Source organism: Liquorilactobacillus ghanensis DSM 18630 (assembly GCF_001435235.1).
Lineage (GTDB): Bacteria > Bacillota > Bacilli > Lactobacillales > Lactobacillaceae > Liquorilactobacillus > Liquorilactobacillus ghanensis.
This window is the reverse complement of sequence record NZ_AZGB01000025.1, coordinates 41,337-65,062: the sequence shown is the minus strand read 5'-3', so window position 1 is coordinate 65,062 and position 23,726 is coordinate 41,337. Positions and strand designations below refer to the sequence as shown.

Below are 23,726 nucleotides of genomic sequence, written 5' to 3'. Positions count from 1 at the left end.
GATATACTGTTCCAGGTTTATCTTTTCAGCAGGGTTAGTCTGTCTTTTTTAGGATTTCAGTTAACTCAAATATGTTAAATTAGTTAGCTGATTGTATATTGAGAAGCCAAAGGACCATTTAAGGAGGTACTTTTACGTGGCGAAAGATGATGTGATTGAAATTGAGGGGAAAGTTGTTGAAACTTTACCCAATGCAATGTTCAAAGTTGAACTCGAAAATGGACATGAAATTTTGGCTCATGTTTCTGGCAAAATTCGGATGCATTATATCAGGATTTTACCGGGAGATCGAGTTACAGTCGAAATGTCTCCATACGATTTAACTAAGGGACGCATTACCTATCGCTTTAAATAAATTGTACTTCAAAATTTATCGGGAGGTATAATTCATGAAGGTGAGACCATCAGTAAAGCCAATGTGTGAACACTGCAAAGTGATCAAACGTAAAGGCCGTGTTATGATTATTTGTTCAAATCCCAAGCATAAACAGCGTCAGGGATAATAAAAATTAGGAGGTGTAATTGTTATGGCTCGTATTGCAGGTGTCGATCTACCACGTGACAAACGAATCGTGATTGGATTGACTTACATTTATGGAATCGGTAATTCAACAGCTAAAAAGATTTTAGCAGCAGCAGCAGTTTCTGAAGATGTTCGTGTTCGCGACTTAGCTCCAGAACAAGAAGATAAGATTCGTGCAGCCGTTGATCATTATAAGGTTGAAGGTGACTTACGTCGTGAAGTCAGCTTAGACATTAAACGTCTGTCAGAAATTGGCTCATACCGAGGCTTACGTCACCGTCGTCATTTACCTGTTCGTGGTCAAAATACCAAGAACAACGCACGGACACGTAAAGGCCCAGTTACAGCAATTACTGGTAAAAAGAATAATTAATAAAGGAGGGTTATAGTTAATGGCTGTTAGAAAGACTTCGCGTAAGCGTCGAGTAAAAAAGAATATTGAAAGCGGAGTAGCACACATTCATTCAACGTTCAATAATACTTTAGTTATGATTACGGATGTTCATGGAAATGCGGTTGCTTGGTCTTCAGCTGGCTCACTTGGATTCAAGGGAAGCCGTAAGTCAACACCATTTGCTGCACAAATGGCTGCTGAAGCTGCTGCCAAGGGATCAATGGAGCATGGTATGAAATCTGTTGAAGTTGCTGTTAAGGGACCAGGTTCTGGCCGTGAAGCCGCAATCCGTGCATTACAAACAACAGGACTGGAAGTTACTTCAATTCGCGATGTTACTCCGGTTCCTCATAATGGATGTCGTCCTCCAAAACGCCGTCGTGTTTAATAATGGTTAGCATTCATTTTGAGGTAAATCTTCATAATGTTTTCGCCAGATTGCACGTTGCGTTTTGAAAGGGGTAAAGATAAGAATGATCGAATTTGAAAAACCAAAAATTCACAAAATAGAAGAAAGTCCTAATTTTGGTAAATTTATTGTCGAGCCATTAGAACGTGGCTATGGCACAACTTTGGGTAATTCGCTTCGTCGGATTTTACTTTCCTCATTGCCTGGTGCTGCGATTACTAATATTCAAATCGATGGTGTTTTACATGAATTTTCAACAATCAAGGGTGTTCGTGAAGATGTTACTCAAATTATTTTGAATTTAAAGAAAGTGGCATTGAAAATCGATTCGGAAGAAGATCAGGCACTAGAAATTGATGTAACAGGGCCGCTTGATGTTACAGCCGGAGACATTCAGGGAAGCGCTGAAGTTGAAGTCCTGAATAAGCATCTGTATCTTTGTTCAGTAGCTGAGGGAGCTTCACTTCATGTCAGAATGAATGCTAATAAGGGCCGCGGCTATGTTTCAGCTGATGAGAATAAAGCAAAGGCTGATGATATGCCGATTGGTGTTTTGCCGATCGACTCAATTTATACCCCGATCGAACGTGTCAATTATCAAGTCGAGAAAACACGTGTTGGTCAAAAAAATGATTATGATAAATTGACGTTAGATGTTTGGACAAATGGTTCAATCAGTCCAAGTGAGGCTATCAGTTTATCGGCAAAAATTTTAACCGAGCATTTGACCTTATTTGTTGATTTAACTGATGAAGCTAAGAATGCTGAAATCATGGTCGAAAAAGAAGAAACACATAAAGAAAAAATGCTTGAAATGACAATTGAAGAGTTAGATTTGTCTGTTCGTTCTTATAACTGTTTGAAACGTGCGGGAATTAATACTGTTCAGGAACTGACTAATAAGTCAGAAGCTGATATGATGAAGGTTCGCAACCTTGGACGCAAATCGTTAGAAGAAGTTAAGAATAAATTGGTGGATCTTGGCCTTTCATTACGTCATGAAGATTAATTTACAAGGGAGGGAAATTTAATGAGTTACCGTAAATTAGGTCGTACAAGTGGACATCGTCGAGCAATGCTCCGTAATTTGACAACGGATTTGCTGGTTGAAGGTAAAATTGTGACGACTGAAGCTCGCGCTAAAGAAGTTCGCAAGACGGCTGAGAAAATGATTACTCTGGGCAAAAAAGGCGATCTTGCTTCCCGTCGTCGAGCAGCTGCGTTTATGATGGATGTTATTGCTGATGTTAAAGAAGAAGAAGATAAAGTTATCGTTCAGACAGCATTACAGAAGTTATTTGCTGAAGTTGCACCTCGTTTTAAGGATCGCAACGGTGGTTACACTCGAATTTTAAAAATGAGTGAACGTCGTGGTGATGCAGCTAAAATGGTTGTCTTGGAATTAGTTGATTAATTAAATTTTTTGTCACTTTTATAACAATAACTGGGCGTTACGATGATGGGGAAGATCCAAGTCTAGTCCTAAGTAGCCTATTATGGTGAAACCTTTGTTATAAAAAGTGATTTTTTTTGTTGTAATTAAAAATCAGTTGAGTGGCAAAGATGATTATTAAATTATCTTTGCCATTTACTTATACATACTTAAAAATCAAAAAAGCAAGTCCGTAATTTGATAAAATTTGAGCAACTTAAAAGATTACATTATGTTATGATAAGGGCTATAGAAGTGAAACTGTCGGAGGTGAGCAAATGACAAGCAGTATAATTGAGATTGAGCAGCTGAATTTTAAATATTCGCAACAAGCTGAATTTTTATTTAAGGATTTCAATTTTCGGATTGAGAACCATGAATGGGTGGCTATTATTGGACATAACGGCAGTGGTAAAAGTACGTTGGCTCGGCTGATCGATGGTCTTTTACAACCGCAAAGTGGGACAATTACTGTAGATCAGCAAAAGCTGAATGTTGAAAACATTTGGGAAATTCGTCAGAAAATTGGCATGGTTTTTCAAAATCCAGAAAATCAGTTTGTTGGTGCTAATGTAGCTGAAGATGTAGCTTTTGGCTTGGAGAACCAAGCAGTTCCCTATGATTTAATGCATCAGCGAGTAAGAGCAGCTTTACAGCGAGTTAACATGCTGCAATTTGCCGATCAGGAACCAGTTAACTTATCTGGTGGTCAGAAGCAGCGAGTCGCTCTGGCCGGAGTAATCGCGTTACAACCCAAAGTTATAATTTTAGATGAAGCTACCAGTATGCTGGATCCAGAAGGCAGACGCGACGTGATCCAATTAATTCACGAGTTAAAAATGCAGCATGATTTTACGATTATTTCAATTACTCATGATATTGATGAGGCTGCTTTGGCTGATCGTGTAGTAGTTTTAGATGATGGCAAAATAATTGAATCTGCTCCTCCTGAACAGGTTTTTGCTCACGGTAAAGAATTGGTTAGTCTGGGATTGGCTGTTCCTTTTTCAGAAAAAATAAAAGCAGCCTTAACTCAGCGTCACGTTAAAGTACCTGCACAATACTACACTGAACAAAGGATGGTCGATTGGATTTGTCAATCAATTTCAAAAATGTAACTTACATTTATCAGCCAGCGACACCATTTGCCCACCGTGCTTTATCAGATGTTTCTTTTTCAATTCCCGAACATAGTTATACAGCAGTAATTGGTCATACAGGCAGTGGTAAATCAACTTTGATTCAGCATTTAAATGGTCTATTGCGACCAACCAGCGGAGAATTGACAGTTAATGACCAATTAATTACTACGACTACAACGAATAAAGAATTGGTGAAATTGCGACGCCAAGTCGGAGTTGTTTTCCAATTTCCAGAAGCACAATTGTTTGAAGAAACGGTATTAAAAGATATTGCATTTGCTCCGAAAAATTTTGGAGCAACACCTGCAGAAGCCGAAAAAATAGCTCGCAAAACAGCTGAACTGGTTCAACTGCCAGCTTCAGTCTTGGAGCAGTCTCCGTTTGAATTATCCGGTGGGCAGATGCGGCGGGTAGCTATTGCTGGAATTCTAGCGATGCAACCGCAGATTTTAGTTTTAGATGAACCTACTGCTGGTTTAGATCCGCGCGGGCATCAAGAAATCATGGAATTATTTGCGCAATTGAAACAACAGCAGGACTTAACGGTAATTTTGGTAACTCATCAAATGGATGATGTTGCCCTATATGCAGATCAAGTTATTGTTTTAGAGGAAGGCAAGATAATGGCTCAGCAGACTCCAAGGAAATTATTCAGCCGGCCAGAATGGCTGCACAAGCATCATTTGGATTTACCGCATGCAGCTAAGCTTGCTTTTGCTATTCAGCAGCAGTCAAATTTTAAATTTAAGGAATTGCCATTGACTGAAGATCAATTAGCTGATCAGTTGGCAAAGTGGCTGCCAAAGGAGGGGAGCAGCAATTGAATAAAGTCCTTTTGGGAAGATACTTGCCAGGATCTTCATTTATTCATCGGTTAGATCCCCGTTCTAAATTAATTTTAAGTTTTTATTTTATTATTATAATTTTTTTAGCAAATAATTGGTTAACTTATTTATTTATGTTTGCGGTTGTTGCTGGCTGTATTTTACTTGCAAAAATAAAATTAAGCTTCTTTTGGAAGGGAGTTCAGCCGTTAATTTGGTTGATTTTGTTTACCGTAGTTTTGCAAATTCTCTTTAGTCGTGGAGGAACTGTTTACTGGCAATGGGGTCCATTTTCTTTAACCCAAACTGGGATTATCAGTGGAATCTATGTTTTTTTTCGTTTTGTATTGATAATTTTTATGTCAACGCTGCTGACTTTGACAACTCCGCCATTAGAAATTGCTGGGGCACTTGAGTCGTTGCTTAAGCCGCTCAAAAAAATTCATTTTCCAGTTTATGAGGTGTCGCTGATGCTGTCGATTGCTTTGCGATTTGTGCCGACATTACTTGATGAAGCTACTAAAATAATGAATGCTCAACGTTCCCGTGGTGTTAATTTTGACACTGGCAGTTTACGACAACGGCTGCATGCAGTCGTCCCTTTATTGATACCATTATTTGTCAGTGCCTTTAATCGGGCAGAGGATTTAGCAACGGCTATGGAAGCACGTGGTTATCATGGTGGCGAAGGGCGAACGAAATATCGGGTTAATCAGTGGCGTTTGCGTGATACGCTCAGTATGTTTGCTTTTTTGTTAGTCACAGTAATAATGTTTTTATTGCGCACCTGGTAAAATTTGCTGAGAAAGAGAGAGAAAGTTTTGACAATTAGATACAAAGTGACGTTAGCATATGATGGCACAGCTTTTGCCGGTTTTCAAGTTCAACCACGACAGCGAACAGTTCAAGGGGTCTTAGAAAAAGCCGTTAACCAGATGAACAAAGGAAGCAATTATGTGCATGTTTTTGGTTCCGGCAGAACTGATGCTGGGGTTCACGCCCTAGGCCAGGTTATCCATTTTGATTTGGTCAATGATATCCCTGATCAGGGAATCGTGAATGGTTTGAACAGTTTGCTGCCACTGGATATTGAAATTAAAACTGCTGAACACGTTAGTTCTGAATTTCACGCCCAGTTTACGGCTCATGGGAAGCGTTATGTTTATCGAGTGAGTCATACTAAGGCAATTAATCCGTTTAAACGTTTCTATACTGGTCATTATAAATATCCATTAGAGATTGATCTGATTAAAATTGCACTTCAGGATGTAGTGGGAACGCATGACTTCTCGAGCTTTGTAGCTGCCGGTAGTCAGACTAAGTCACACATCAGAACAATTTATTCAGCGGAAGTTAAAGAAGTTCCGCAAGAAAATGAAATTATTTTTGAGTTTTATGGTAGTGGTTTTTTGTATAATCAAGTGCGGATCATGGTCGCTGCCTTATTGGAAATTGGTAGCCGTCGCCGACCGGTTCATGATTTTTTGCGCCTTTATCAAGTTAAAGATCGAAATCAATGTCGTGTGACCGCTCCGGCAAGCGGATTATATTTAAAAGAAGTTGTTTACCAACCGGATAAACTAGTGAATAACGATTGACATTAGTAGGGAAAAAACGTAAAATTAAATTTGGTATTGTTTGCCCCACAGTAGGCCCCGGAAACTTATTATGCGTGTCAAACAAGCATATAAAAATGGAGGAAGAAATCGTGCGTACAACTTATATTGCGAAGCCAGGCGAAGTAGAACGTAAATGGTATCTAGTTGATGCAACAGATGTTCCTTTGGGACGTTTGTCAGCAGTCGTTGCGTCAGTTTTGCGTGGCAAGAATAAACCGACTTTTACACCAAATGTTGATACTGGTGATTTTGTAATTATTATCAATGCAGATAAAGTGGCTTTAACCGGTCGCAAAGCAGAACGGAAAATATATTATCATCATACAGATCATCCAGGTGGTTTGAAGAGCAGAACAGCAGGAGATTATCGTCAGAAAGATCCTGAAAAATTATTGACACTGTCAATCAAAGGTATGTTACCTAAGGGTAGTTTGGGTCGTGCTCAGTTGAAAAAATTGCGTGTTTATCGCGGTGAAAATCATCAGCACACTGCTCAACAGCCTGAAGTACTCGATATTACAAAATTGATTTAGGAGGAGACTGAATTTGGCTCAAGTACAATACAGAGGAACTGGCCGTCGTAAGAATTCTGTTGCCCGCGTTCGTTTGGTACCGGGTACTGGTAAGATTACGATCAATGACCATTCTGCAGAAGAATACATTCCCTATGCAAATTTACGTGAAGTTATGGTACAGCCATTTGAAGTGACTGAAACCCAAGATTCTTACGATGTTTTGGTTAATGTTTTTGGTGGTGGCTTTTCAGGTCAAGCAGGCGCTATTCGTCATGGAATTGCTCGTGCTTTGCTTGAAGTCGACCCTGATTTCCGTGGTGTATTAAAACGTGCTGGTTTATTGACACGTGATTCACGGATGAAAGAACGTAAAAAACCAGGTCTTAAGAAAGCTCGTAAGGCACCACAATTTTCAAAACGTTAATTTTGGCAAGCAAATCATCTGTTGGCGACAATGGGTGGTTTTTTTTTATTTAAATTTAAGAAATCAACATTTTGCCATTAAAACATTAGTTTAATGGGTTATAATAATGTCTAAAACGACAAGGAAGCGATCACGGATGTTTTTTCAACAGTCTCAGCTATTAAATACATTGCCCAATCAGTTTTTTGCAAATTTAGTAAAAAAAGTTAACGCAAAAATAAAAGCCGGCAATGATGTTATCAATTTGGGTCAAGGCAACCCTGATCAACCAACTTTTAATTATATAGTAAAAGCGATGCAGCAAGCTACAGCAAAACCAATCAACCACAAGTACTCGCCTTTTTCCGGCTTGGCATCTTTGAAGCAAGCAGCAGCTGATTTTTATCAGCAGCATTATGGAGTTAAGGTTGATCCAAATAAAGAAATTGCTATCTTGGGTGGTTCTAAGATTGGTTTGGTAGAGTTACCATGGGCATTGATGAATCCTGGAGATACAATGTTACTGCCAGATCCGGGGTATCCAGACTATCTTTCTGGAGCAGCATTAGGCCAAGTTAATTACCAAACCTTTCCATTGCTGGAGAAAAATAATTTTTTGCCGGATTATGATAATTTTGATTTATCAGCAGCCAAAAAAGCTAAATTTATGTATTTGAATTATCCTAATAACCCAACCGGGGCGGCAGCAACTCCAGAATTCTATCAAAAAACAGTTGCTTTTGCCAAAAGACATCATTTAGGCATTGTCAGCGATTTTGCGTATGGAGCGTTAGGTTTTGATGGGTATCAAAATCCAAGCTTTTTGCAAGCTGCTGGTGCCAAGGATGTTGGAATTGAAATTTATACTTTTTCTAAGACTTTTAATATGGCTGGTTGGCGATTAGCTTTTGCAGTTGGAAATCAATCGATAATTTCAGCTTTGAATTTAATTCAAGATCATTTGTTTGTTAGTGTTTTTCCTGCAATTCAAGAAGCAGGTATTACCGCTTTGACATCACCACAAGCTGAAGCTGAGATTCAACAGTTGGTAGCTTTATATCAAAAACGCCGGGATGCATTTGTAGAAGCAGCTTTGAAGATTGGCTGGCGGGCTTTTGTACCACGAGGAACATTTTATGTGTGGATGCCAGTTCCTAAGGGTTACACTAGTGAGTCATTTGCTGATTTATTGTTGGATAAAGTTAACGTGGCAGTTGCTCCTGGAAAGGGTTTTGGTACTTTAGGTGATCAATATGTCCGGATCGGTCTGCTGGTATCACCGGCAAAATTAGTTGAAGCTGTTGGTAGAATTGCGACCTTGCAATTGTTCGATCAAGAAAATTAAAGTAGCTTAAATTTGTTGTGAATTAAATTTATTGCCTTCAAATTGTTTTTATAGTATTAGGTGTCTGATAGGCATGGTTGCTTGATTCAGGGATGCTAATAAATAAAAGCAACAGAAGGCTTTTTTGCTGAAAACTTGAATATTACGGTGAAAGACCCGATTACACTTATTAAGACTATTTTTCCAAATAATTCACAATAAGTGCTAATTGAATTTATTTAACATCTGGACGAACTTTCAAGTGATTATCTGAGCAACAAATGCAATCACGTAGTAGAATTACAGCAGAAGAAAGTTTGTCGAGCTGATTTTTTTGCAAGCCGGCAGCCGATGTTTGAAAATAGTGATATTAAAAAATTAACAACTACAGATTAATAATGCAAGAAAGGAACTATTATGAATAATAATAAAGCCGTTGAAATTAGTGACGCTGAATGGGAAATTATGCGAGTAGTTTGGACTTTGCAAACCGCTACCAGTCGCAAAATTATTGATAATTTAAAGCAAAAGAAAAGTTGGAAAGAAGCAACCGTCAAAACTTTATTGCGACGATTGGTTCAAAAAGAGGTTTTGCGGACAACAACGCAAGGACGGAGCTTTATTTATCATCCGGCAATTAATGAACAAGAAGCAATTAATTTGATGGCTTTAGGTGTTTTTCAAAAGATTTGTCAGCATCATGTGGGAACAACTTTGCTGCAGGTCATTCAACAATTTCCTTTGGCGAAGGGGGATATTGAGCAGTTACAACAAGAATTAACTAAAAAGTATCCCACAGCTCCCGATGAATTGCCGTGCGATTGTCTGCCCGGGATGCATCAAGCCTGCAGTTCCACGGCTGAAGTTAGCGAAAAATGTTAGTTTTCGTTTACACAAGTAAACCTCTGCGCTATAATTAGTAAAGAAAAGAGGTGGCTGAATGAAGCAGGAGCAATATCAAATTGGCGGTATGGTTTGTGCCAGTTGTGCTCAGACTGTTGAAAAAGCGGTGAATTGTCTGCCAGGAGTTGCACAAGCCAATGTTAATTTAGCAACTGAAAAGATGCGGGTAGCCTATGACACTGGTAAGTTAAAACCTGCACAAATTGTTGCGGCTGTCGAACAAGCTGGGTATCAGGCACAATTGCAACAGTCAGCTGCTGAAAACGAAAAAAAGGTTCAACAACAAAAAAAACAGCAGCAAATGACAATGAGAAATAAACTGATTGGTGCAATATTGTTTGCTGTAAGTGTGCTTTATTTGGCAATGGCACCAATGGCAGGACTGCCGCTGCCTAATAGTTTAGCTGCTTCACCGCTTAAATTAGCATTAGCGGAATTAGTGTTAACATTGCCGGTGTTTTGGTTTGGCCGTGATCATTGGATCGGTGGTTTCCGGTCATTGTTGCGTGGGCATCCCAATATGGATTCATTAGTAGCATTGGGAACTTGGTCATCTTTATTGGCGAGTGTTGCTAATACTATTCGGTTGGTCGTAACGAACCATGAACAATATCTTTATTATGAAACGGCAGCGTTGATTTTAGCTTTGATTATGTTAGGTAAATACTTGGAGTTTGTTGCCAAACAGCGGGCTGCTGCTTCGCTTACCTCGTTGCTGCAGCTGGTACCACCACAAGCTGAACTGCTTCAAAATGATGGAACTTGTAAGTCAGTACCATTGACAGAAATTAAACCGGGAGATCGACTGTTGGTTAAATCCGGTCAACGAATTCCAACAGATGGAGTGGTGTTAACCGGCCAAACAACGATTGACGAAGCAATGCTGACCGGTGAGAGTTTACCGGTAACTAAAAACAGTGGTGATAAAGTTATCGGGGGTACGCAAAACCAACTGGGGCAGATTACGATGCAAGTTAGCCAAGTGGGTGAAAAAACGGTTTTAGCACAAATTGTTAAGTTGGTCAGTGATGCTCAGGCAACCAAAGCACCGATTGCTCGTTTGGCAGATCAAGTTGCGGCTTATTTTGTACCGATAATTTTAGAAATTGCGGCCTTGGGGTTGCTTGGCTGGTTGTTGGCAGGACAATCTTTTGAGTTTGCACTGCAAATTTTTGTAGCTGTTTTGGTAATTGCCTGCCCATGTGCGTTAGGCTTGGCTACTCCAACAGCTTTGATGGTCGGCAGTGGCAAAGGAGCTGAAAATGGGATTTTATTTAAAAATAGCCCGGCTCTGGAGCAATTAGCCCGGCTAACTACAGTCGTTTTCGACAAAACTGGAACTTTGACTCAAGGAAATCCGGCAGTTATTTCACTAACGGCGAACGCTAAAATAACGACAGATCAACTGTTGCAAATTGCTGCAAGTTTGGAACAAAACACCAATCATCCACTGGCAACAGCAATTTTAAAAAAAGCTGAAGGCAAACCATTATTGCCGGTCAGAGAGTTTAAGACTTGGACCGGTCTGGGAGTCAGCGGAATACTTGCGGGACAAAAGTATTATTTAGGCAGTCAAAAATTGCTCGAACAGCAAGGAGTTTTTAACGGAGAATTGAAAGGTACTTCTGCTGGTCAAGAAACCACAGTTTTTATTGCTGATCAAACGCAAGTTATTGGTTTAATGGGAATTGCAGATCAATTACGACCAGAAGCTGCCGAGGTAATTCAACGGTTGCAGCAGTTAGGACTGAAAACAGTTTTACTGACTGGTGATAAGCAGGCAATTGCGCAAAAAATAGCTGCTCAATTACAAATTGGTGAAGTGGTCAGTGAGGTTCTGCCAGCTCAAAAAGCAGCGGTAATTCAACAATTACAGCAAAAGGGACAACAAGTTGCAATGGTTGGTGATGGAATTAATGATGCTCCAGCGTTAGCTCAAGCAGATGTTGGGATTGCAATTGGCAATGGGACCAACATTGCCGTAGATTCTGCAGATATTGTTTTGATGCATTCTAATTTGCATGAATTATTACAGGCAGTTATATTGAGCAAAAAGACGCTTAAAAATATTAAAGAAAACCTATTTTGGGCTTTTGCCTACAATACCTTGGGGATTCCGATTGCTTTAGGCGGCTGGTATTTATTGGGAGGCCCATTGCTTAATCCAGCGTTAGCCGGAGCAGCCATGAGTTTTAGTTCAGTTTCTGTGGTTTTGAATGCATTACGGTTACGACATGTTAAATTAGCGTAGTTGATAAAATTTAAGGAGGTAGTTCAAATGGAACAAGAAAAGGTAGTTATTTCAGGGATGAAGTGCAGCGGATGCGTTGATAAAGTTCAGAATTCATTTCAAAAATTAGCTGGAGTTAGTGATGTCAAAGTTAGTTTGGCTGACAAACAGGCAGTATTTAATGGTCATGCCAGTTTAGCAGAATTAAATACTGCTTTAGCTGGGACTCATTATCACGCAGAAAAGATTATTGATTAGTGAATTGACTTGAAATTGTAACAATTCGTCTCTTAAGGGTTAATTGAACGCGATAACAGTCCAGAATCAATTTTAATTAATTAATTATTTAAAAAGTTAGGTTGAGGGGAGCCGTTTTTTTTGCTTCAACCTATTTTTTTATATATACTAAACATACAGAATTAAAAAAAGAATAATATTTGTTTTTAAAACTAGAAAAAATTTTAGTGAATATTGCTGACTAATAAGATTTGCTTTATCTTATACCAAATTTTAATTAATAAACAGCTTAAAAAACTATTTTGTTTTTAATTAAAACCAACAAGCCAGTTTGGCTTAATAAAACAAATTTACGATAATTAAATATTGTAATAATGTTGCAAGGCAGCGTTATAGAATCAGATAATCGGCTTTTTTAATCTGCAAGGCTTATTTTTAGATATTTTCAGTTGGTTAGTGTAAAATATACATATAAAAGCTATAACAAAAAGTTGTGCTTTTGTTTTAAAACTTGACAACTACAATTTATTTTAGTATATTATGGTAGTCTATGCTATATATAAATTATTTTAAATGTTCGGAGGCAGAAAATTGATCACACTTCAAAAATCTTTAACTAACTTAACCCAAATCTTACGCCTATATGAACATCGACAAAATGATCCCGATTTTGAGCGCTTAGGTGCTATTGATGTTTATTATTTGGAAGCGATCTATCAGCTTAAGGAACCAACAATTGGAATGATTTCCAGATTGCTGGATCAGTCAACTCCTAATACCAATTACCATATTAAAAAGTTGATGAAGATGGGCTTGATCGAAAAACGGCTTGATGATGTTGACCGTCGAGTTACTCATTTATTGGTAACTGATAAGTATCGTCAGATGCTGGAAACAAATGAGGAATTCTGGCAGCGCTTGGAAACCCGCTTGGAAGATGAAATCGCTCCTAAGGATTTAGCAATTTTTAAACGAGTATTACGTCAGACAACTGATATTGTTTCTGAAGAAGGTTTAGACGAACTTTAGATTTAAGTAAACTTTAAAACCGATTTGCTGATAATACAGCAGTCGGCTTTTTTTATTAAATAAGAAACTTCATTGCCTGTATAAAAGATTATGTTATAATAACGCCAGCAAGTTCTGGAGGGAGTGGACAGGCAGTGCGATCTAAAAAAACTAAACGGCTAGTAATCTTGGCTTTTTTTACAGCAATTATTTTGGTACAAAATTTCGTTCCTTTGGTTGGGTATATACCGTTGGGACCGCTTGATTTAACTTTAATTCACATTACGGTAATCGTAGCGGCTTTTATTTTAGGACCGCTTGATGGAGCAATTGTCGGCGGAATTTGGGGACTGATAACTTTTATTCGCGCTTTTGTATGGCCAACCAGTCCGTTGGCAACAATCGTTTTTGTTAATCCGTTAGTAGCTATTTTGCCACGAGTGATGATCGGGGTAGTAGCTGGTGAAGTTTTCAAATTATTGAAAAATAAAGTTCGTCACCAAGCGATAGCAATGATTCCGGCAGCTATTTTAGGGTCATTAACAAATACTATTTTAGTTCTAGGTCAGATTTATCTTTTTTACCAATCAAAATCACAGATATTGTATCAAATTGATACGAAAGCTTTATTACCGTATTTGTTGACAGTAATCGGGACAAATGGAGTACCGGAAGCGATAGCTGCAGCAATTATCGCACCGATGATCAGTGAACCGCTATTATTGCGTTTCCAACGAAAATCATGATTGTGAGATGAAAAGATGACAGCAAGAAAAAAACGTAAACCCAGACGCAAGGTTAAGCGGCGTTCCAGTAAAAGCGGTTTCTGGTTTGAGCGTGGTAAATTGCGACTCAGCAGTTTCTTGCTGGTACTGTTACTGGGAGGGTTAGTTTTTTTGCTGACACTCAGTTTGATTGGAAAATGGTCAAGCAATACACCGACGACTTCACAAATTAGTGATCAACAAAAACGGCAGTTTATTGAAAAAATTTTACCGGCGGCTCAGCAGCAACAGCAGCAATATCATTTATTGACGAGCATCACGTTGGCGCAGGCTGCTTTGGAATCTGATTGGGGTCAAAGCGAACTGGCCAGCAAATATTATAATTTATTTGGAGTCAAAAGTGATCAACCGGGTTCTAAATTATTGACGACCAGCGAATATGTTAATGGTCAGTGGATAAAAGTTACGGCCCGTTTTGCTGTTTATCAAAACTGGAATGATTCAATTACAGCACACACTAAATTATTTGTTAACGGGACTGCTTGGGATCATCAGCATTATCGTGCAGTTTTAACCGCCCAAAATTATCAACAGGCAGCGCAGGCATTGCAGCAGCATGGTTATGCGACTGATCCTGGATATGCTCAGAAATTGATTAATTTAATTCAAGAATATCAGCTAAATAAATATGACAAACAATAAAAACCGAATATTGAAAGTTGAGTTTCTGATAAATGTATGGTAATCTCAATGTTGTTGCTTATATAATCGCCATGATATGGATGGCAAGTTCCTACCCAAAACCGTAAATTTTGGACTATAAGTAAAGCGATTTAGGAGCAGCAGCTTCTTTTACTTATGGTGAAAGAAGCTGTTTATTTTTTTAAAGGAGCGGAGTCAGTGTGAAGATATTGGAAGAACGGATTAGACAAGAAGGATTAGTTTTACCGGGAAATGTGTTAAAGGTTAATCAATTTCTTAATCATCAAATTGATCCGGATTTAATGTTAGACATCGGCAAAGAGTTTGTGAAACTATTTGGTGAACAAAAAATCACTAAAATTTTAACAGTTGAATCTTCAGGGATTGCTCCGGCAATTATGACTGGGTTATTACTGCATGTTCCGGTGCTTTTTGCACGAAAACAAAAAAGCAGTACGATGCCAAATGAGTTATATAGTGCAAAAGTTTACTCATATACCAAAAAAATAGAGAATACGATTACGGTTGAAAGCAAATTTTTACCAGCTAGTGACCATGTTTTGATTATTGATGATTTTTTAGCTAATGGCGAAGCTGTTAATGGATTATTGAAAATTTGTCAGCAAGCAAACGCTCAAGTTGTTGGCGTTGGAATTGCAATTGAGAAATCATTTCAAGCTGGAGCAAAAAGAATTACAGATCAGGGTATTCATTTAGAATCACTGGCTAAGATTGCATCATTTGCAGATAATCAAGTACATTTTGTGGGGGAAAATTATAATGGCTGAGGAAGTTAACCGACAAGTTTCACAAGGCAAATCTGCTGTGTTAGGGTTGCAGCATTTACTGGCAATGTATTCTGGTGCGGTTGCGGTGCCATTACTGATCGGAACAGCACTTAAATTTAACAGCGAACAGATGACTTATTTAGTATCGATTGATATTTTTATGTGTGGTTTAGCTACTTTATTGCAATTATTACGAAATCGTTATTTTGGTATTGGTCTGCCAGTAGTTTTAGGATGCGCAATCCAAGCTGTTGAGCCGTTAAAAATGATTGGCAAACAATTTACGATTGGAACAATGTATGGGGCAATTATTGTTGCCGGATGTTTTGTTTTCTTGATAGCTGGTCAGTTTTCACGGATTAAAAAGCTTTTCCCGCCAGTAGTTACTGGAACACTGATCACTGTGATCGGTCTGACGCTGATTCCAATTGCCGTACAAAATATGGGCGGTGGCGATGCCACTGTTAAAAGTTTTGGCAGTTTGAATGATCTGTTCTTAAGCTTCTTGACAGTTATTATAATTGTGGCCGTACAACGTTGGGGCAGAGGCTTTCTAAGTTCAATTGCGGTTTTGATTGGTTTGGCAGCTGGAACAATCATTGCTTTGGCGATGGGAACTGTTTCGTTAGCACCAATTGCTCAGGCTCGCTGGTTTCATTTTCCCCAACCTTTTTACTTTGGTTTACCGCAATTTGAATGGTCATCTTCAATTACAATGATTATCATTGCCTTGGTTTCGATGGTTGAATCAACCGGCGTTTTTTTCGCTTTAGGTGGTATTTTAAAACAAGATATTGCCGCTGAAGACTTGAAACGCGGCTATCGAGCAGAAGGATTGGCGCAAATTCTGGGTGGTATCTTTAATACTTTTCCATATACGACCTTTTCTCAAAATGTTGGTTTGCTGCAATTATCCGGCATTAAAACTAAGCGGCCGATTTATTGGTCAGCTGGTTTACTGATGCTGATGGGATTAATTCCGAAAATTGGCGCTTTTGCAACAATTATTCCGACATCAGTTTTAGGCGGAGCAATGTTGGTAATGTTTTCGATGATCAGTGTTCAAGGAATTCGAATGCTTTTTCAAGTTGACTTTAGTGATCAACGTAATATGCTGATTGTAGCCGTTTCTTTGGGGCTGGGATTAGGTGTTTCGGTTTATCCGACTTTATTTGAATTTTTACCGCGAACAGCACAGCTTTTCTTGGGCAACGGAATTGTTGTGGCTAGTTTGTCGTCAGTATTGCTGAATGTGATTTTAAAGGGTAAGGCTGGCTTGACTGAACAGAAGTAACTGTTCAAGCGGGCGGTTAAATAATTTGCGGGCCTGGATAAAATCCAGTGCTCTTTTTTTGAATATTTTTTGTCAAAAAGGATTTTCAGTTTTTGAGAAATATTAAATAATCAAATTGCATTCTTATGTTAAAATGATTTTGAAAACAAACAATGATTGATTTGATGTTTTAGTAAGATAGAAAGTAGTGAAAATATGACTAATGAGATATTATTTCCAGGAGATACCCTTGGAATAATTGGTGAAAGCCCCAATGGAATCATGTTAGCTGAAACTGCAAAAAAAATGGGCTTTAAAGTCATAGCCTATAGTTCCAATGAGGGATCGCCGACTGTCCAAGAAGCTGACTTGGGAATCATCGGTTCTTATCAAGATCGTGGAAAATTACAAGATTTTGCTGAAAGATGTGCCGTGGTTACTTATGTTTCGGATCAAATTCCAGCTGAAATTATTGGTTTCCTACAACGTTTTACACGGGTCCCGCAAGGAAAAGATGCTTTGGAAATCGCACAAGATCGTTTATTAGAGCGGGCATTTTTGGAACAATTGAATATTAATATTGCTCCTTATGCGACAATTGTCAGCTTGGATGACGTTTACCAAGCAGTCAGTTCAATTGGGTATCCATGCATCATCAAGCCGATTCAAAAGGAATTTGGTCATAGGTACCAACAGCTGATTGCCAAGCAAAGTGACATAGCTCGTTGTGCTGATTTTATTGATCGTGGTACGTTTGTACTAGAAGCGTGGATTCCATTTAAATATGAAATTTCAGCGCTAGTGGTCAAAGATGATCAGGGAAACCTGCAGCCGTTTCCTTTGGTCGAAAATCATTATCGCCAGCGACGGTTATTTGAAACCAGTGTTGGTGGTGAGTTTGATTCAGCAGTTAAAGCGGAAATTAATAAATTAGCCAATGAAATTGCTAAAAATCTGCATTATGTCGGGGCATTGGAAATTGCCTTTTTTATTACCGAAAGTGGAGCTATTTACGTTAAGAAGATTGTTCCGACTTTGCACCCAACCGGATATGTATTTGATCGCGGGGCAAATGTTTCGATGTTTGAACAGCATATCAAAGCTTTGGCTAAAATGCCGTTGGAACCGGCTGATTTGTTACAGCCGACAATCATGGTCAAGCTGCAGACAGCTGACTTGGAAGCTTTGCGAACGCAGTGGGTCTTAAAGACCAACTGGCATTATCGTTTTTATCGTTATCCCAAGATGGCACAGCAACAAACAGTCGGGTACTTACTGGTTTCTGGTAATAATTTGTTGGAGCTGCAGCAGCAGATCGATGCTACCGGAATTTGGCAAGACAGCGGTGCAACAAAAAATAACTAATTTTATCGGCAAGCTTCATCTTTTTTTAAAGAAGCTTGCTTTTAATTTTGTTATAATGGGAATTGATTGGATTCAAGAGAGGATTGAAGATTTTGGAAGCCACAGAACTATTGAGCGGATTAAATGACAAACAACAAGAGGCAGTACGCCAGACAGAAGGGCCGCTGTTGGTGATCGCGGGGGCTGGTAGTGGCAAGACGCGGGTTTTGACGCATCGAGTCGCTTATTTGATCGAGGCGATTGGAGTTAATCCATGGAATATCTTGGCAATTACTTTTACCAATAAAGCTGCACGTGAAATGCGTGAGCGTGTCAGCCAATTGTTGGGTGATGCTGCTCAAGACGTTTGGGTATCAACTTTTCATGCTTTATGTGTCAGGATTTTGCGCCGCGATATTGATAAGTTGGGTTACCAGCGGGCTTTTACAATTGTCGGGACAAGTGAACAGCGAACTTTGATGAAGCGGGTACTGGCTGAATTGAATCTTGATTCAAAGAAGTTTGATCCCCGCGCTTTGTTGGGAGTTGTTTCACAGGCTAAAAATCAATTGTTGACCCCAAAAGAATTTGCTAAGCAGGCGACAAGTGTTTTTGATAAAACGGCTGCTCAAGCATATCAACTGTATCAACAAGGCTTAGAACAAAATCAGGCAGTTGATTTTGATGACTTAATTATGCTGACTCTACAATTATTTGATCAAGAACCAGAAATTTTACAATATTATCAACGAAAATTTTTATACTTACATGTCGATGAATATCAAGATACTAATCAGGCACAATATGAACTAGTTACCAAATTAGCTGCTGGTTCCCACAATTTATGTGTAGTTGGTGATGCTGACCAGAGTATCTATGGTTGGCGCGGGGCTGATATGCGTAATATTTTGGATTTTGAGAAGGATTACCCTAATGCGCGGGTTGTTAAGCTAGAACAAAACTATCGTTCGACTAAGGTGATTTTACAGGCCGCTAATGACGTTATTAAAAATAACATTAACCGGAAGGCTAAAAAATTATGGACTGAAAATAACGAAGGCGATCGAATCCACTATTATCGAGCACAGACAGCTAATGACGAAGCTTATTTTGTAATTCGACAAATTCAGCAGTTAAAACAACAACAAGCTTTTCATTATTCAGATTTTGCCGTACTATATCGAACTAACGCACAATCACGAACGATTGAAGAAGCTTTCATTAAGTCGAATATTCCTTATCGAATTGTCGGAGCACATAAATTTTATGATCGCAAGGAGATTCTGGATGTTTTAGCATACTTGCAGTTGGTTACCAACCCGGCAGATTCGCTAAGCTTTAATCGGATTGTGAATGAACCAAAACGAGGAATTGGCAACACCAGCCTTGAAAAATTAGCAGATTTGGCGGCACAACAACAGATTTCATTACTAGAGGCGGCTCAGAATCCGACTCTAGCCAATATTTCTGGAAAAGCTGCGCGTGAATTGGTCAAATTTGCAACGATGATCAATCAATTGCATCAGTTACAGCAAGAGGTTAATGTTACTGAATTAACGGAAGCAATTTTGGATCATAGCGGTTATCGAGCAGCTTTAAAAGCTACCCGAAATTTGGAAAATCAAAGTCGGTTGGAAAACTTGGACGAGTTCTTGTCGGTAACTCAGCAATTTGATCAGCATTGGCAGCCGGAAACCGAAGAAAGTGATCAGTTTGTTGATTTCTTGGCTGATTTGGCTTTAATGTCAGATCAAGATTCACTTGCTGAAAATAGTGATGAAGTTGCTTTGTTGACTTTGCATGCGGCTAAGGGGCTAGAGTTTCCAGTAGTCTTTTTAGTCGGATTGGAAGAAGGCATTTTCCCGTTAGGTCGTGCTTCATTCAACGAAAATGAATTGGAAGAAGAACGGCGCTTGGCATATGTAGGAATTACGCGGGCTAAAAAAGAGCTCTTTTTGACCAACGCGCTTGCGCGAATGCTGTATGGCCGCCAACAGACCAATCCGGTTTCACGATTTATTAAAGAAATCGAACCGGAATTACTCATCAGTGAAAATCAGCAGGCAACTGCGACAACAATTTCTTCTTGGACGCAACGTTCACATATGACGAATAAGAAAAATTCAATTTCATCAGGGAAAACTTTTGCCAATGGACCGCGGCAAACAGCTCAACCGGTCACTCAAGGAACTGGAGCTGAAAGAAACAGTTGGCAAATCGGCGACAAGGTCTGGCATAAAGCTTGGGGAACCGGAACGATTGTCAAGGTTAATGGAACTGGTGAGGATTTAGAATTAGATATTGCTTTTACCGGCAAAGGAATTAAACGACTGTTAGCTGCTTTTGCGCCGATAACTAAAAAACAAGATTGAGAAGGCAGGGAGGAAATCAGATGGATAAAGCTACAGCAGCTAAACAAATTGACCAATTGAAAAAGCAGCTGAATCTTTGGAGCCAGCAATATTATGTTGAAGATGCTCCAAGCGTTGCTGATCAAGTTTATGATCAAAAGTATCAGCAGCTGCAACAGCTGGAAAAAACTTTTCCGCAACTGATAACTCCTGACTCACCTACGCAGCGAGTCGGCGGGCAGGTTTTGACCAGTTTTCAAAAGAAAACCCATGAAATACCAATGTTATCGCTCGGGGATGTTTTTTCACCAGCAGAATTGTTTGAATTTGATCAGCGTTTGCAGCAACAAACGGAAGATGCTCTGGAATATAATTGTGAGTTAAAAATTGACGGTTTGGCAATTTCGCTGATCTATCGTGATGGGGTTTTTGTAGAAGGTTCAACTCGCGGTAACGGAATCATTGGCGAAGATATTACTAACAATTTAAAAACGATCAAATCAATTCCATTACGGTTAACAGAACCCGTTTCACTTGAAGTTCGCGGTGAATGTTATATGCCAAAAAAAGCGTTTGTCAGGTTGAATCAGCAGCGAGAAGAAGCCGGCCAGCCAATTTTTGCTAATCCACGAAATGCTGCGGCTGGCAGTCTGCGCCAGCTTGATTCACGGATTACAGCCCGGCGTCATTTAAGTACCTTTATCTATTATCTAATGCAGCCGGAAAATTTTGGCTTAAAAACACAAAGTGAAGTAATTTCTCAATTGTCAGCTTGGGGATTTAAAGTTAATCCCGAGTCGCGGGTAGCGCAAACGCATGCTCAAATTAATGCTTACTTAAATGAATATCAATCTAAACGGCCGACTTTGCCATATGATATTGATGGGATTGTCTTAAAAGCCAATTCTCTGGCAGTTCACCAACAAGTTGGCAATACTGTCAAAGCACCGCGCTGGGCAATTGCGTACAAGTTTCCCCCAGATGAACAAGAAACGATCGTTCGCCAGATCGAATGGACTGTTGGTCGCACTGGAGTTGTAACTCCCACCGCGGTGATGGATCCGGTTCGTTTAGCTGGCACTACGGTTAGCCGGGCATCGCTGCATAATCCAGATTATTTGCTGGAAAAAGATATTCGGGTTGGTGATACCGTCAAGTTGCATAAGGCTGGTGATATTATTCCCGAAATTTCTGAGGTAGTATTAAGCAAACGGCCGGAGCAATTACAGCCAACGGAAATATTACAGCGCTGTCCGATTTGTCAGGCTGAATTGGTTCATTTAGACGAAGAAGTTGCCTTACGCTGCATTAATCCGAAATGTCCAGCTTTAATTAAAGAAAGCATCATTCATTTTGCTTCTCGCAATGCAATGGAAATTGCCGGGTTGGGACCAAGAATTGTTGAGCAGCTATACCAAAAAAAGCTGGTGGCTGATGTTGCTGATTTATATCGTTTAACCGCAGCCGAATTATTACAACTTGATAAATTTAAAGAAAAATCAACACAGAATTTATTGGCGGCAATCGAAACCAGCCGGCAAAATTCGGCGGAAAGATTATTATTTGGTTTGGGAATTCGTCATGTTGGCAGCAAAGCAGCCAAACTGCTTTTGGAACATTTTGGCAGTATTGATAACCTAATGAAAGCGACCGAAACAGAAATTGCGGAAATTGCTTCAATTGGGCCGGTAATTGCCCAAAGTGTGGTAACGTATTTCGCTAATCAAGAAGTCCAGCAGCTGATTGAAGAACTTCGTAGTGTGGGAGTTAACTTTAAGTATCTGCGAGCTGCACCTGTCGCAACGCAAGCTAACTTTTTTACCGGAAAGCGCGTGGTGTTGACCGGTAAATTGCAGCAATTAACGCGTTCAGCAGCCAAAGAATGGTTGGAAAATCATGGTGCTCAAGTTACCGGCAATGTATCGGCTAAAACTGATTTGTTAGTTGTTGGTCAAGATGCTGGCAGTAAATTGACTAAGGCTGAATCGCTAGCGGTACAGATAATTGACGAAGCAAGGTTTATCGAATTAATGGAGGCATAAAAAGTGAAAAAAACCGGGATTCTTATCGGAGCGGTGCTGGCACTTTTGCTGGCTGGCTGCAGTAGTAAATCGGCAAATAACAGCAGCAGCAGTAAAAGCAGTTCAAGCGGATATCAAATCACAGGCAGCTCTAATAGCGATCAGTATCAAAATGTAATTAGCAATGGCCGATATCTGACCAGCAAAGCACGCGGAGTGGGCATTTCGCAGAACTCAGATAATTTATTGAATCTAAAGAGTTTTGAAAATGGTTTGACCCAGCTATCTAAAACTAAATATTCACCCAAAGATTATGTTTTCCGTGAAGGTCAGTTATTATCATCAGCTACTGTTGAAAAATGGTTGGATCGGCAGTCTAAATCAAATAGTTTAGGACTTAATCCTGAAGATAATGGTCAGACTGATCCAAACAAACGTAATCCAATTTATGTTCAGCAATTAGAAGAACAGGATTATATGAAACAGGAAAATGGCAAGCTTGTTTTGTCAGGAATTACGATTGGAATCGGTATGAATCGAAAAGACTATTATCAAAAGGAACAGTATGGTGCTACCTTTACGACCAATATTCCGCAAGATAAAATGATTGCAGAAGGCCGACAGGCAGCAGTCAAAGTTTTGCAACGGCTGCGATCAAGCGGTAAAGTCGGGAATAATGTTCCGATTATGATTGCCATGTTCCAACAAGCTGGCAATGATAGTCTGGTTGGCGGATCGTTTTATTCATATACCTATGTTAAAAGCGGCAGTACTATTAATTCGTGGCAAAATTTGGATACGAAGAGTTATGTTTTGCCAACAACGGCCAATTCATCACTGCCTAATGATAACGATGAAACTTCTTTTGAAAGTTTCAAGAAGCAAGTTCAAAACTTCTTCCCTAATTTAGCTGGGGTGACCGCACAGGCAGAATATAATGGTAAACAGCTGCAAGGGATGCATATCAACATTACCACTCAATTTTACAGTGAAACTGAAATTACCGCTTTTACGCAGTATTTAGCAACCGCCGCTCGCAATTACCTGCCAAGTGGGATTCCGATTGATATTACCGTAAAAGGCAGTGATGGTGATATCCAAAGCTTCTTGGCTAAAACAGCCAAACAAAGTACTTACTATACTCATGTTTTTGGTAGTTATTGATAAAAAAAACAAAGACTTTTTCAGTTAGTGGTCAGTAAGTTAAAAACTTATGCTAGAATAAAATTATCGTAGGGAAAGAAGGAGTAGAAATGGCAATTAATGCAGAGGAAGTTAAACACGTTGCGGGCTTAGCAAAACTCGCTTTTTCCGAAACAGAGCTCCAAAAATTCACTGGACAAATGGATGAAATCATTAAGATGGTACAACAACTAAGTGAGGTCGATACGACTGATGTTCCGGTTACATCGCATGTTACCGACGCCAAAAATGTCTTGCGTCCCGATACTGCTCAACCGGGTGTTGACCGTGATTTACTGATGAAAAATGTACCTGACAGTCAGGATGGTTACATCAAAGTACCAGCAATTATCGATGAAAGCGGGGAAGCATAAGTA

The 23,726-nt window shown here is 39.4% G+C and carries 26 protein-coding genes and 1 riboswitch; all 26 genes read left to right on the top strand.

What is annotated here, in order from left to right:
• The first annotated feature begins 136 nt into the window (after positions 1 to 136).
• Positions 137 to 355 (top strand): translation initiation factor IF-1, encoded by a 219-nt coding sequence (gene infA / locus FC89_RS10100; RefSeq protein WP_057872439.1) that lies wholly within the window; start codon positions 137 to 139, stop codon positions 353 to 355.
• A gap of 34 nt (positions 356 to 389) precedes the next feature.
• Complete coding sequence (rpmJ, locus tag FC89_RS12440) at positions 390 to 503, top strand: 50S ribosomal protein L36 (protein ID WP_010496734.1); 114 nt, start codon at positions 390 to 392, stop codon at positions 501 to 503.
• Positions 504 to 527: 24 nt separating this feature from the next.
• Positions 528 to 896 (top strand): 30S ribosomal protein S13, encoded by a 369-nt coding sequence (gene rpsM, locus FC89_RS10095; RefSeq protein WP_057872438.1) that lies wholly within the window; start codon positions 528 to 530, stop codon positions 894 to 896.
• Between the two features lie 19 nt (positions 897 to 915).
• Entirely contained in the window at positions 916 to 1,305 is a 390-nt protein-coding gene (gene rpsK, locus FC89_RS10090) for a 30S ribosomal protein S11 (protein ID WP_057872437.1), read from the top strand.
• A gap of 85 nt (positions 1,306 to 1,390) precedes the next feature.
• Positions 1,391 to 2,335, top strand: coding sequence for a DNA-directed RNA polymerase subunit alpha (locus FC89_RS10085; RefSeq protein WP_057872436.1), 945 nt, complete (start codon positions 1,391 to 1,393; stop codon positions 2,333 to 2,335).
• Positions 2,336 to 2,356: 21 nt separating this feature from the next.
• Positions 2,357 to 2,740, top strand: a complete 384-nt coding sequence (gene rplQ / locus FC89_RS10080) for a 50S ribosomal protein L17 (RefSeq protein ID WP_057872435.1) — start codon at positions 2,357 to 2,359, stop codon at positions 2,738 to 2,740.
• Between the two features lie 296 nt (positions 2,741 to 3,036).
• On the top strand, positions 3,037 to 3,876 hold the full coding sequence (locus FC89_RS10075; protein ID WP_057872434.1) for an energy-coupling factor ABC transporter ATP-binding protein: 840 nt from the start codon (positions 3,037 to 3,039) through the stop codon (positions 3,874 to 3,876).
• Positions 3,852 to 4,724, top strand: a complete 873-nt coding sequence (locus FC89_RS10070; protein WP_157060711.1) for an energy-coupling factor ABC transporter ATP-binding protein — start codon at positions 3,852 to 3,854, stop codon at positions 4,722 to 4,724. Before FC89_RS10075 ends, FC89_RS10070 begins: the two co-directional genes overlap by 25 nt.
• Complete coding sequence (locus tag FC89_RS10065; protein ID WP_057872432.1) at positions 4,721 to 5,518, top strand: energy-coupling factor transporter transmembrane component T family protein; 798 nt, start codon at positions 4,721 to 4,723, stop codon at positions 5,516 to 5,518. The genes FC89_RS10070 and FC89_RS10065 overlap by 4 nt, the downstream gene beginning before the upstream one ends.
• A gap of 27 nt (positions 5,519 to 5,545) precedes the next feature.
• On the top strand, positions 5,546 to 6,322 hold the full coding sequence (truA, locus tag FC89_RS10060) for a tRNA pseudouridine(38-40) synthase TruA (RefSeq protein ID WP_057872431.1): 777 nt from the start codon (positions 5,546 to 5,548) through the stop codon (positions 6,320 to 6,322).
• Between the two features lie 110 nt (positions 6,323 to 6,432).
• A complete protein-coding gene (gene rplM, locus FC89_RS10055; protein ID WP_057872430.1) occupies positions 6,433 to 6,876 on the top strand; it encodes a 50S ribosomal protein L13 in 444 nt (147 codons plus the stop codon).
• Positions 6,877 to 6,889: 13 nt separating this feature from the next.
• Positions 6,890 to 7,282 carry a 30S ribosomal protein S9 gene (gene rpsI / locus FC89_RS10050; RefSeq protein WP_057872429.1) on the top strand — a complete coding sequence of 131 codons (393 nt, stop codon included), beginning with the start codon at positions 6,890 to 6,892 and terminating at the stop codon, positions 7,280 to 7,282.
• Positions 7,283 to 7,418: 136 nt separating this feature from the next.
• Complete coding sequence (locus FC89_RS10045; protein WP_057872428.1) at positions 7,419 to 8,606, top strand: pyridoxal phosphate-dependent aminotransferase; 1,188 nt, start codon at positions 7,419 to 7,421, stop codon at positions 8,604 to 8,606.
• A gap of 396 nt (positions 8,607 to 9,002) precedes the next feature.
• Positions 9,003 to 9,467: a CopY/TcrY family copper transport repressor gene (locus FC89_RS10040; RefSeq protein ID WP_057872427.1), complete on the top strand. Its 465-nt coding sequence runs from the start codon at positions 9,003 to 9,005 to the stop codon at positions 9,465 to 9,467.
• 58 nt (positions 9,468 to 9,525) lie between these two features.
• The gene (locus FC89_RS10035) at positions 9,526 to 11,739 is read left to right on the top strand and encodes a heavy metal translocating P-type ATPase (RefSeq protein ID WP_057872426.1); all 2,214 of its coding nucleotides are present in this window, start codon (positions 9,526 to 9,528) and stop codon (positions 11,737 to 11,739) included.
• A gap of 27 nt (positions 11,740 to 11,766) precedes the next feature.
• Entirely contained in the window at positions 11,767 to 11,976 is a 210-nt protein-coding gene (locus FC89_RS10030) for a cation transporter (RefSeq protein WP_057872425.1), read from the top strand.
• 570 nt (positions 11,977 to 12,546) lie between these two features.
• Positions 12,547 to 12,984 carry a MarR family winged helix-turn-helix transcriptional regulator gene (locus FC89_RS10025; RefSeq protein ID WP_057872424.1) on the top strand — a complete coding sequence of 146 codons (438 nt, stop codon included), beginning with the start codon at positions 12,547 to 12,549 and terminating at the stop codon, positions 12,982 to 12,984.
• Positions 12,985 to 13,118: 134 nt separating this feature from the next.
• Positions 13,119 to 13,709, top strand: coding sequence for an ECF transporter S component (locus FC89_RS10020; RefSeq protein ID WP_057872423.1), 591 nt, complete (start codon positions 13,119 to 13,121; stop codon positions 13,707 to 13,709).
• A 15-nt stretch (positions 13,710 to 13,724) separates the two neighbouring features.
• Positions 13,725 to 14,390, top strand: coding sequence for a glycoside hydrolase family 73 protein (locus tag FC89_RS10015; protein WP_057872422.1), 666 nt, complete (start codon positions 13,725 to 13,727; stop codon positions 14,388 to 14,390).
• 38 nt (positions 14,391 to 14,428) lie between these two features.
• Positions 14,429 to 14,528, top strand: a riboswitch (purine riboswitch).
• Between the two features lie 62 nt (positions 14,529 to 14,590).
• Positions 14,591 to 15,178, top strand: a complete 588-nt coding sequence (locus FC89_RS10010) for a xanthine phosphoribosyltransferase (protein WP_057872421.1) — start codon at positions 14,591 to 14,593, stop codon at positions 15,176 to 15,178.
• A complete protein-coding gene (locus FC89_RS10005) occupies positions 15,171 to 16,472 on the top strand; it encodes a nucleobase:cation symporter-2 family protein (protein WP_057872420.1) in 1,302 nt (433 codons plus the stop codon). Before FC89_RS10010 ends, FC89_RS10005 begins: the two co-directional genes overlap by 8 nt.
• Before the next feature lie 195 nt (positions 16,473 to 16,667).
• Positions 16,668 to 17,816: an ATP-grasp domain-containing protein gene (locus FC89_RS10000; protein ID WP_057872419.1), complete on the top strand. Its 1,149-nt coding sequence runs from the start codon at positions 16,668 to 16,670 to the stop codon at positions 17,814 to 17,816.
• 92 nt (positions 17,817 to 17,908) lie between these two features.
• Positions 17,909 to 20,167, top strand: coding sequence for a DNA helicase PcrA (gene pcrA / locus FC89_RS09995; RefSeq protein ID WP_057872418.1), 2,259 nt, complete (start codon positions 17,909 to 17,911; stop codon positions 20,165 to 20,167).
• 20 nt (positions 20,168 to 20,187) lie between these two features.
• Complete coding sequence (gene ligA, locus FC89_RS09990) at positions 20,188 to 22,188, top strand: NAD-dependent DNA ligase LigA (RefSeq protein WP_057872417.1); 2,001 nt, start codon at positions 20,188 to 20,190, stop codon at positions 22,186 to 22,188.
• Positions 22,189 to 22,191: 3 nt separating this feature from the next.
• The gene (locus FC89_RS09985; RefSeq protein WP_057872416.1) at positions 22,192 to 23,331 is read left to right on the top strand and encodes a CamS family sex pheromone protein; all 1,140 of its coding nucleotides are present in this window, start codon (positions 22,192 to 22,194) and stop codon (positions 23,329 to 23,331) included.
• Between the two features lie 89 nt (positions 23,332 to 23,420).
• Positions 23,421 to 23,723, top strand: coding sequence for an Asp-tRNA(Asn)/Glu-tRNA(Gln) amidotransferase subunit GatC (gatC, locus tag FC89_RS09980; RefSeq protein WP_057872415.1), 303 nt, complete (start codon positions 23,421 to 23,423; stop codon positions 23,721 to 23,723).
• Positions 23,724 to 23,726: the final 3 nt, after the last annotated feature.

Excerpts from the sequence above, each read along its gene's own strand:
- FC89_RS10040 (WP_057872427.1), top strand. The coding sequence starts at position 9,003 with ATGAATAATAATAAAGCCGTTGAAATTAGTGACGCTGAATGGGAAATT.
- FC89_RS10030 (WP_057872425.1), top strand. The coding sequence starts at position 11,767 with ATGGAACAAGAAAAGGTAGTTATTTCAGGGATGAAGTGCAGCGGATGC.
- gatC (WP_057872415.1), top strand. The coding sequence starts at position 23,421 with ATGGCAATTAATGCAGAGGAAGTTAAACACGTTGCGGGCTTAGCAAAA.
- FC89_RS10075 (WP_057872434.1), top strand. The coding sequence starts at position 3,037 with ATGACAAGCAGTATAATTGAGATTGAGCAGCTGAATTTTAAATATTCG.
- ligA (WP_057872417.1), top strand. The coding sequence starts at position 20,188 with ATGGATAAAGCTACAGCAGCTAAACAAATTGACCAATTGAAAAAGCAG.
- FC89_RS10005 (WP_057872420.1), top strand. The coding sequence starts at position 15,171 with ATGGCTGAGGAAGTTAACCGACAAGTTTCACAAGGCAAATCTGCTGTG.
- rplQ (WP_057872435.1), top strand. The coding sequence starts at position 2,357 with ATGAGTTACCGTAAATTAGGTCGTACAAGTGGACATCGTCGAGCAATG.
- rpsK (WP_057872437.1), top strand. The coding sequence starts at position 916 with ATGGCTGTTAGAAAGACTTCGCGTAAGCGTCGAGTAAAAAAGAATATT.
- FC89_RS10045 (WP_057872428.1), top strand. The coding sequence starts at position 7,419 with ATGTTTTTTCAACAGTCTCAGCTATTAAATACATTGCCCAATCAGTTT.
- rpmJ (WP_010496734.1), top strand. The coding sequence starts at position 390 with ATGAAGGTGAGACCATCAGTAAAGCCAATGTGTGAACACTGCAAAGTG.
- FC89_RS10035 (WP_057872426.1), top strand. The coding sequence starts at position 9,526 with ATGAAGCAGGAGCAATATCAAATTGGCGGTATGGTTTGTGCCAGTTGT.
- FC89_RS10015 (WP_057872422.1), top strand. The coding sequence starts at position 13,725 with ATGACAGCAAGAAAAAAACGTAAACCCAGACGCAAGGTTAAGCGGCGT.
- rpsM (WP_057872438.1), top strand. The coding sequence starts at position 528 with ATGGCTCGTATTGCAGGTGTCGATCTACCACGTGACAAACGAATCGTG.
- FC89_RS10000 (WP_057872419.1), top strand. The coding sequence starts at position 16,668 with ATGACTAATGAGATATTATTTCCAGGAGATACCCTTGGAATAATTGGT.
- FC89_RS10085 (WP_057872436.1), top strand. The coding sequence starts at position 1,391 with ATGATCGAATTTGAAAAACCAAAAATTCACAAAATAGAAGAAAGTCCT.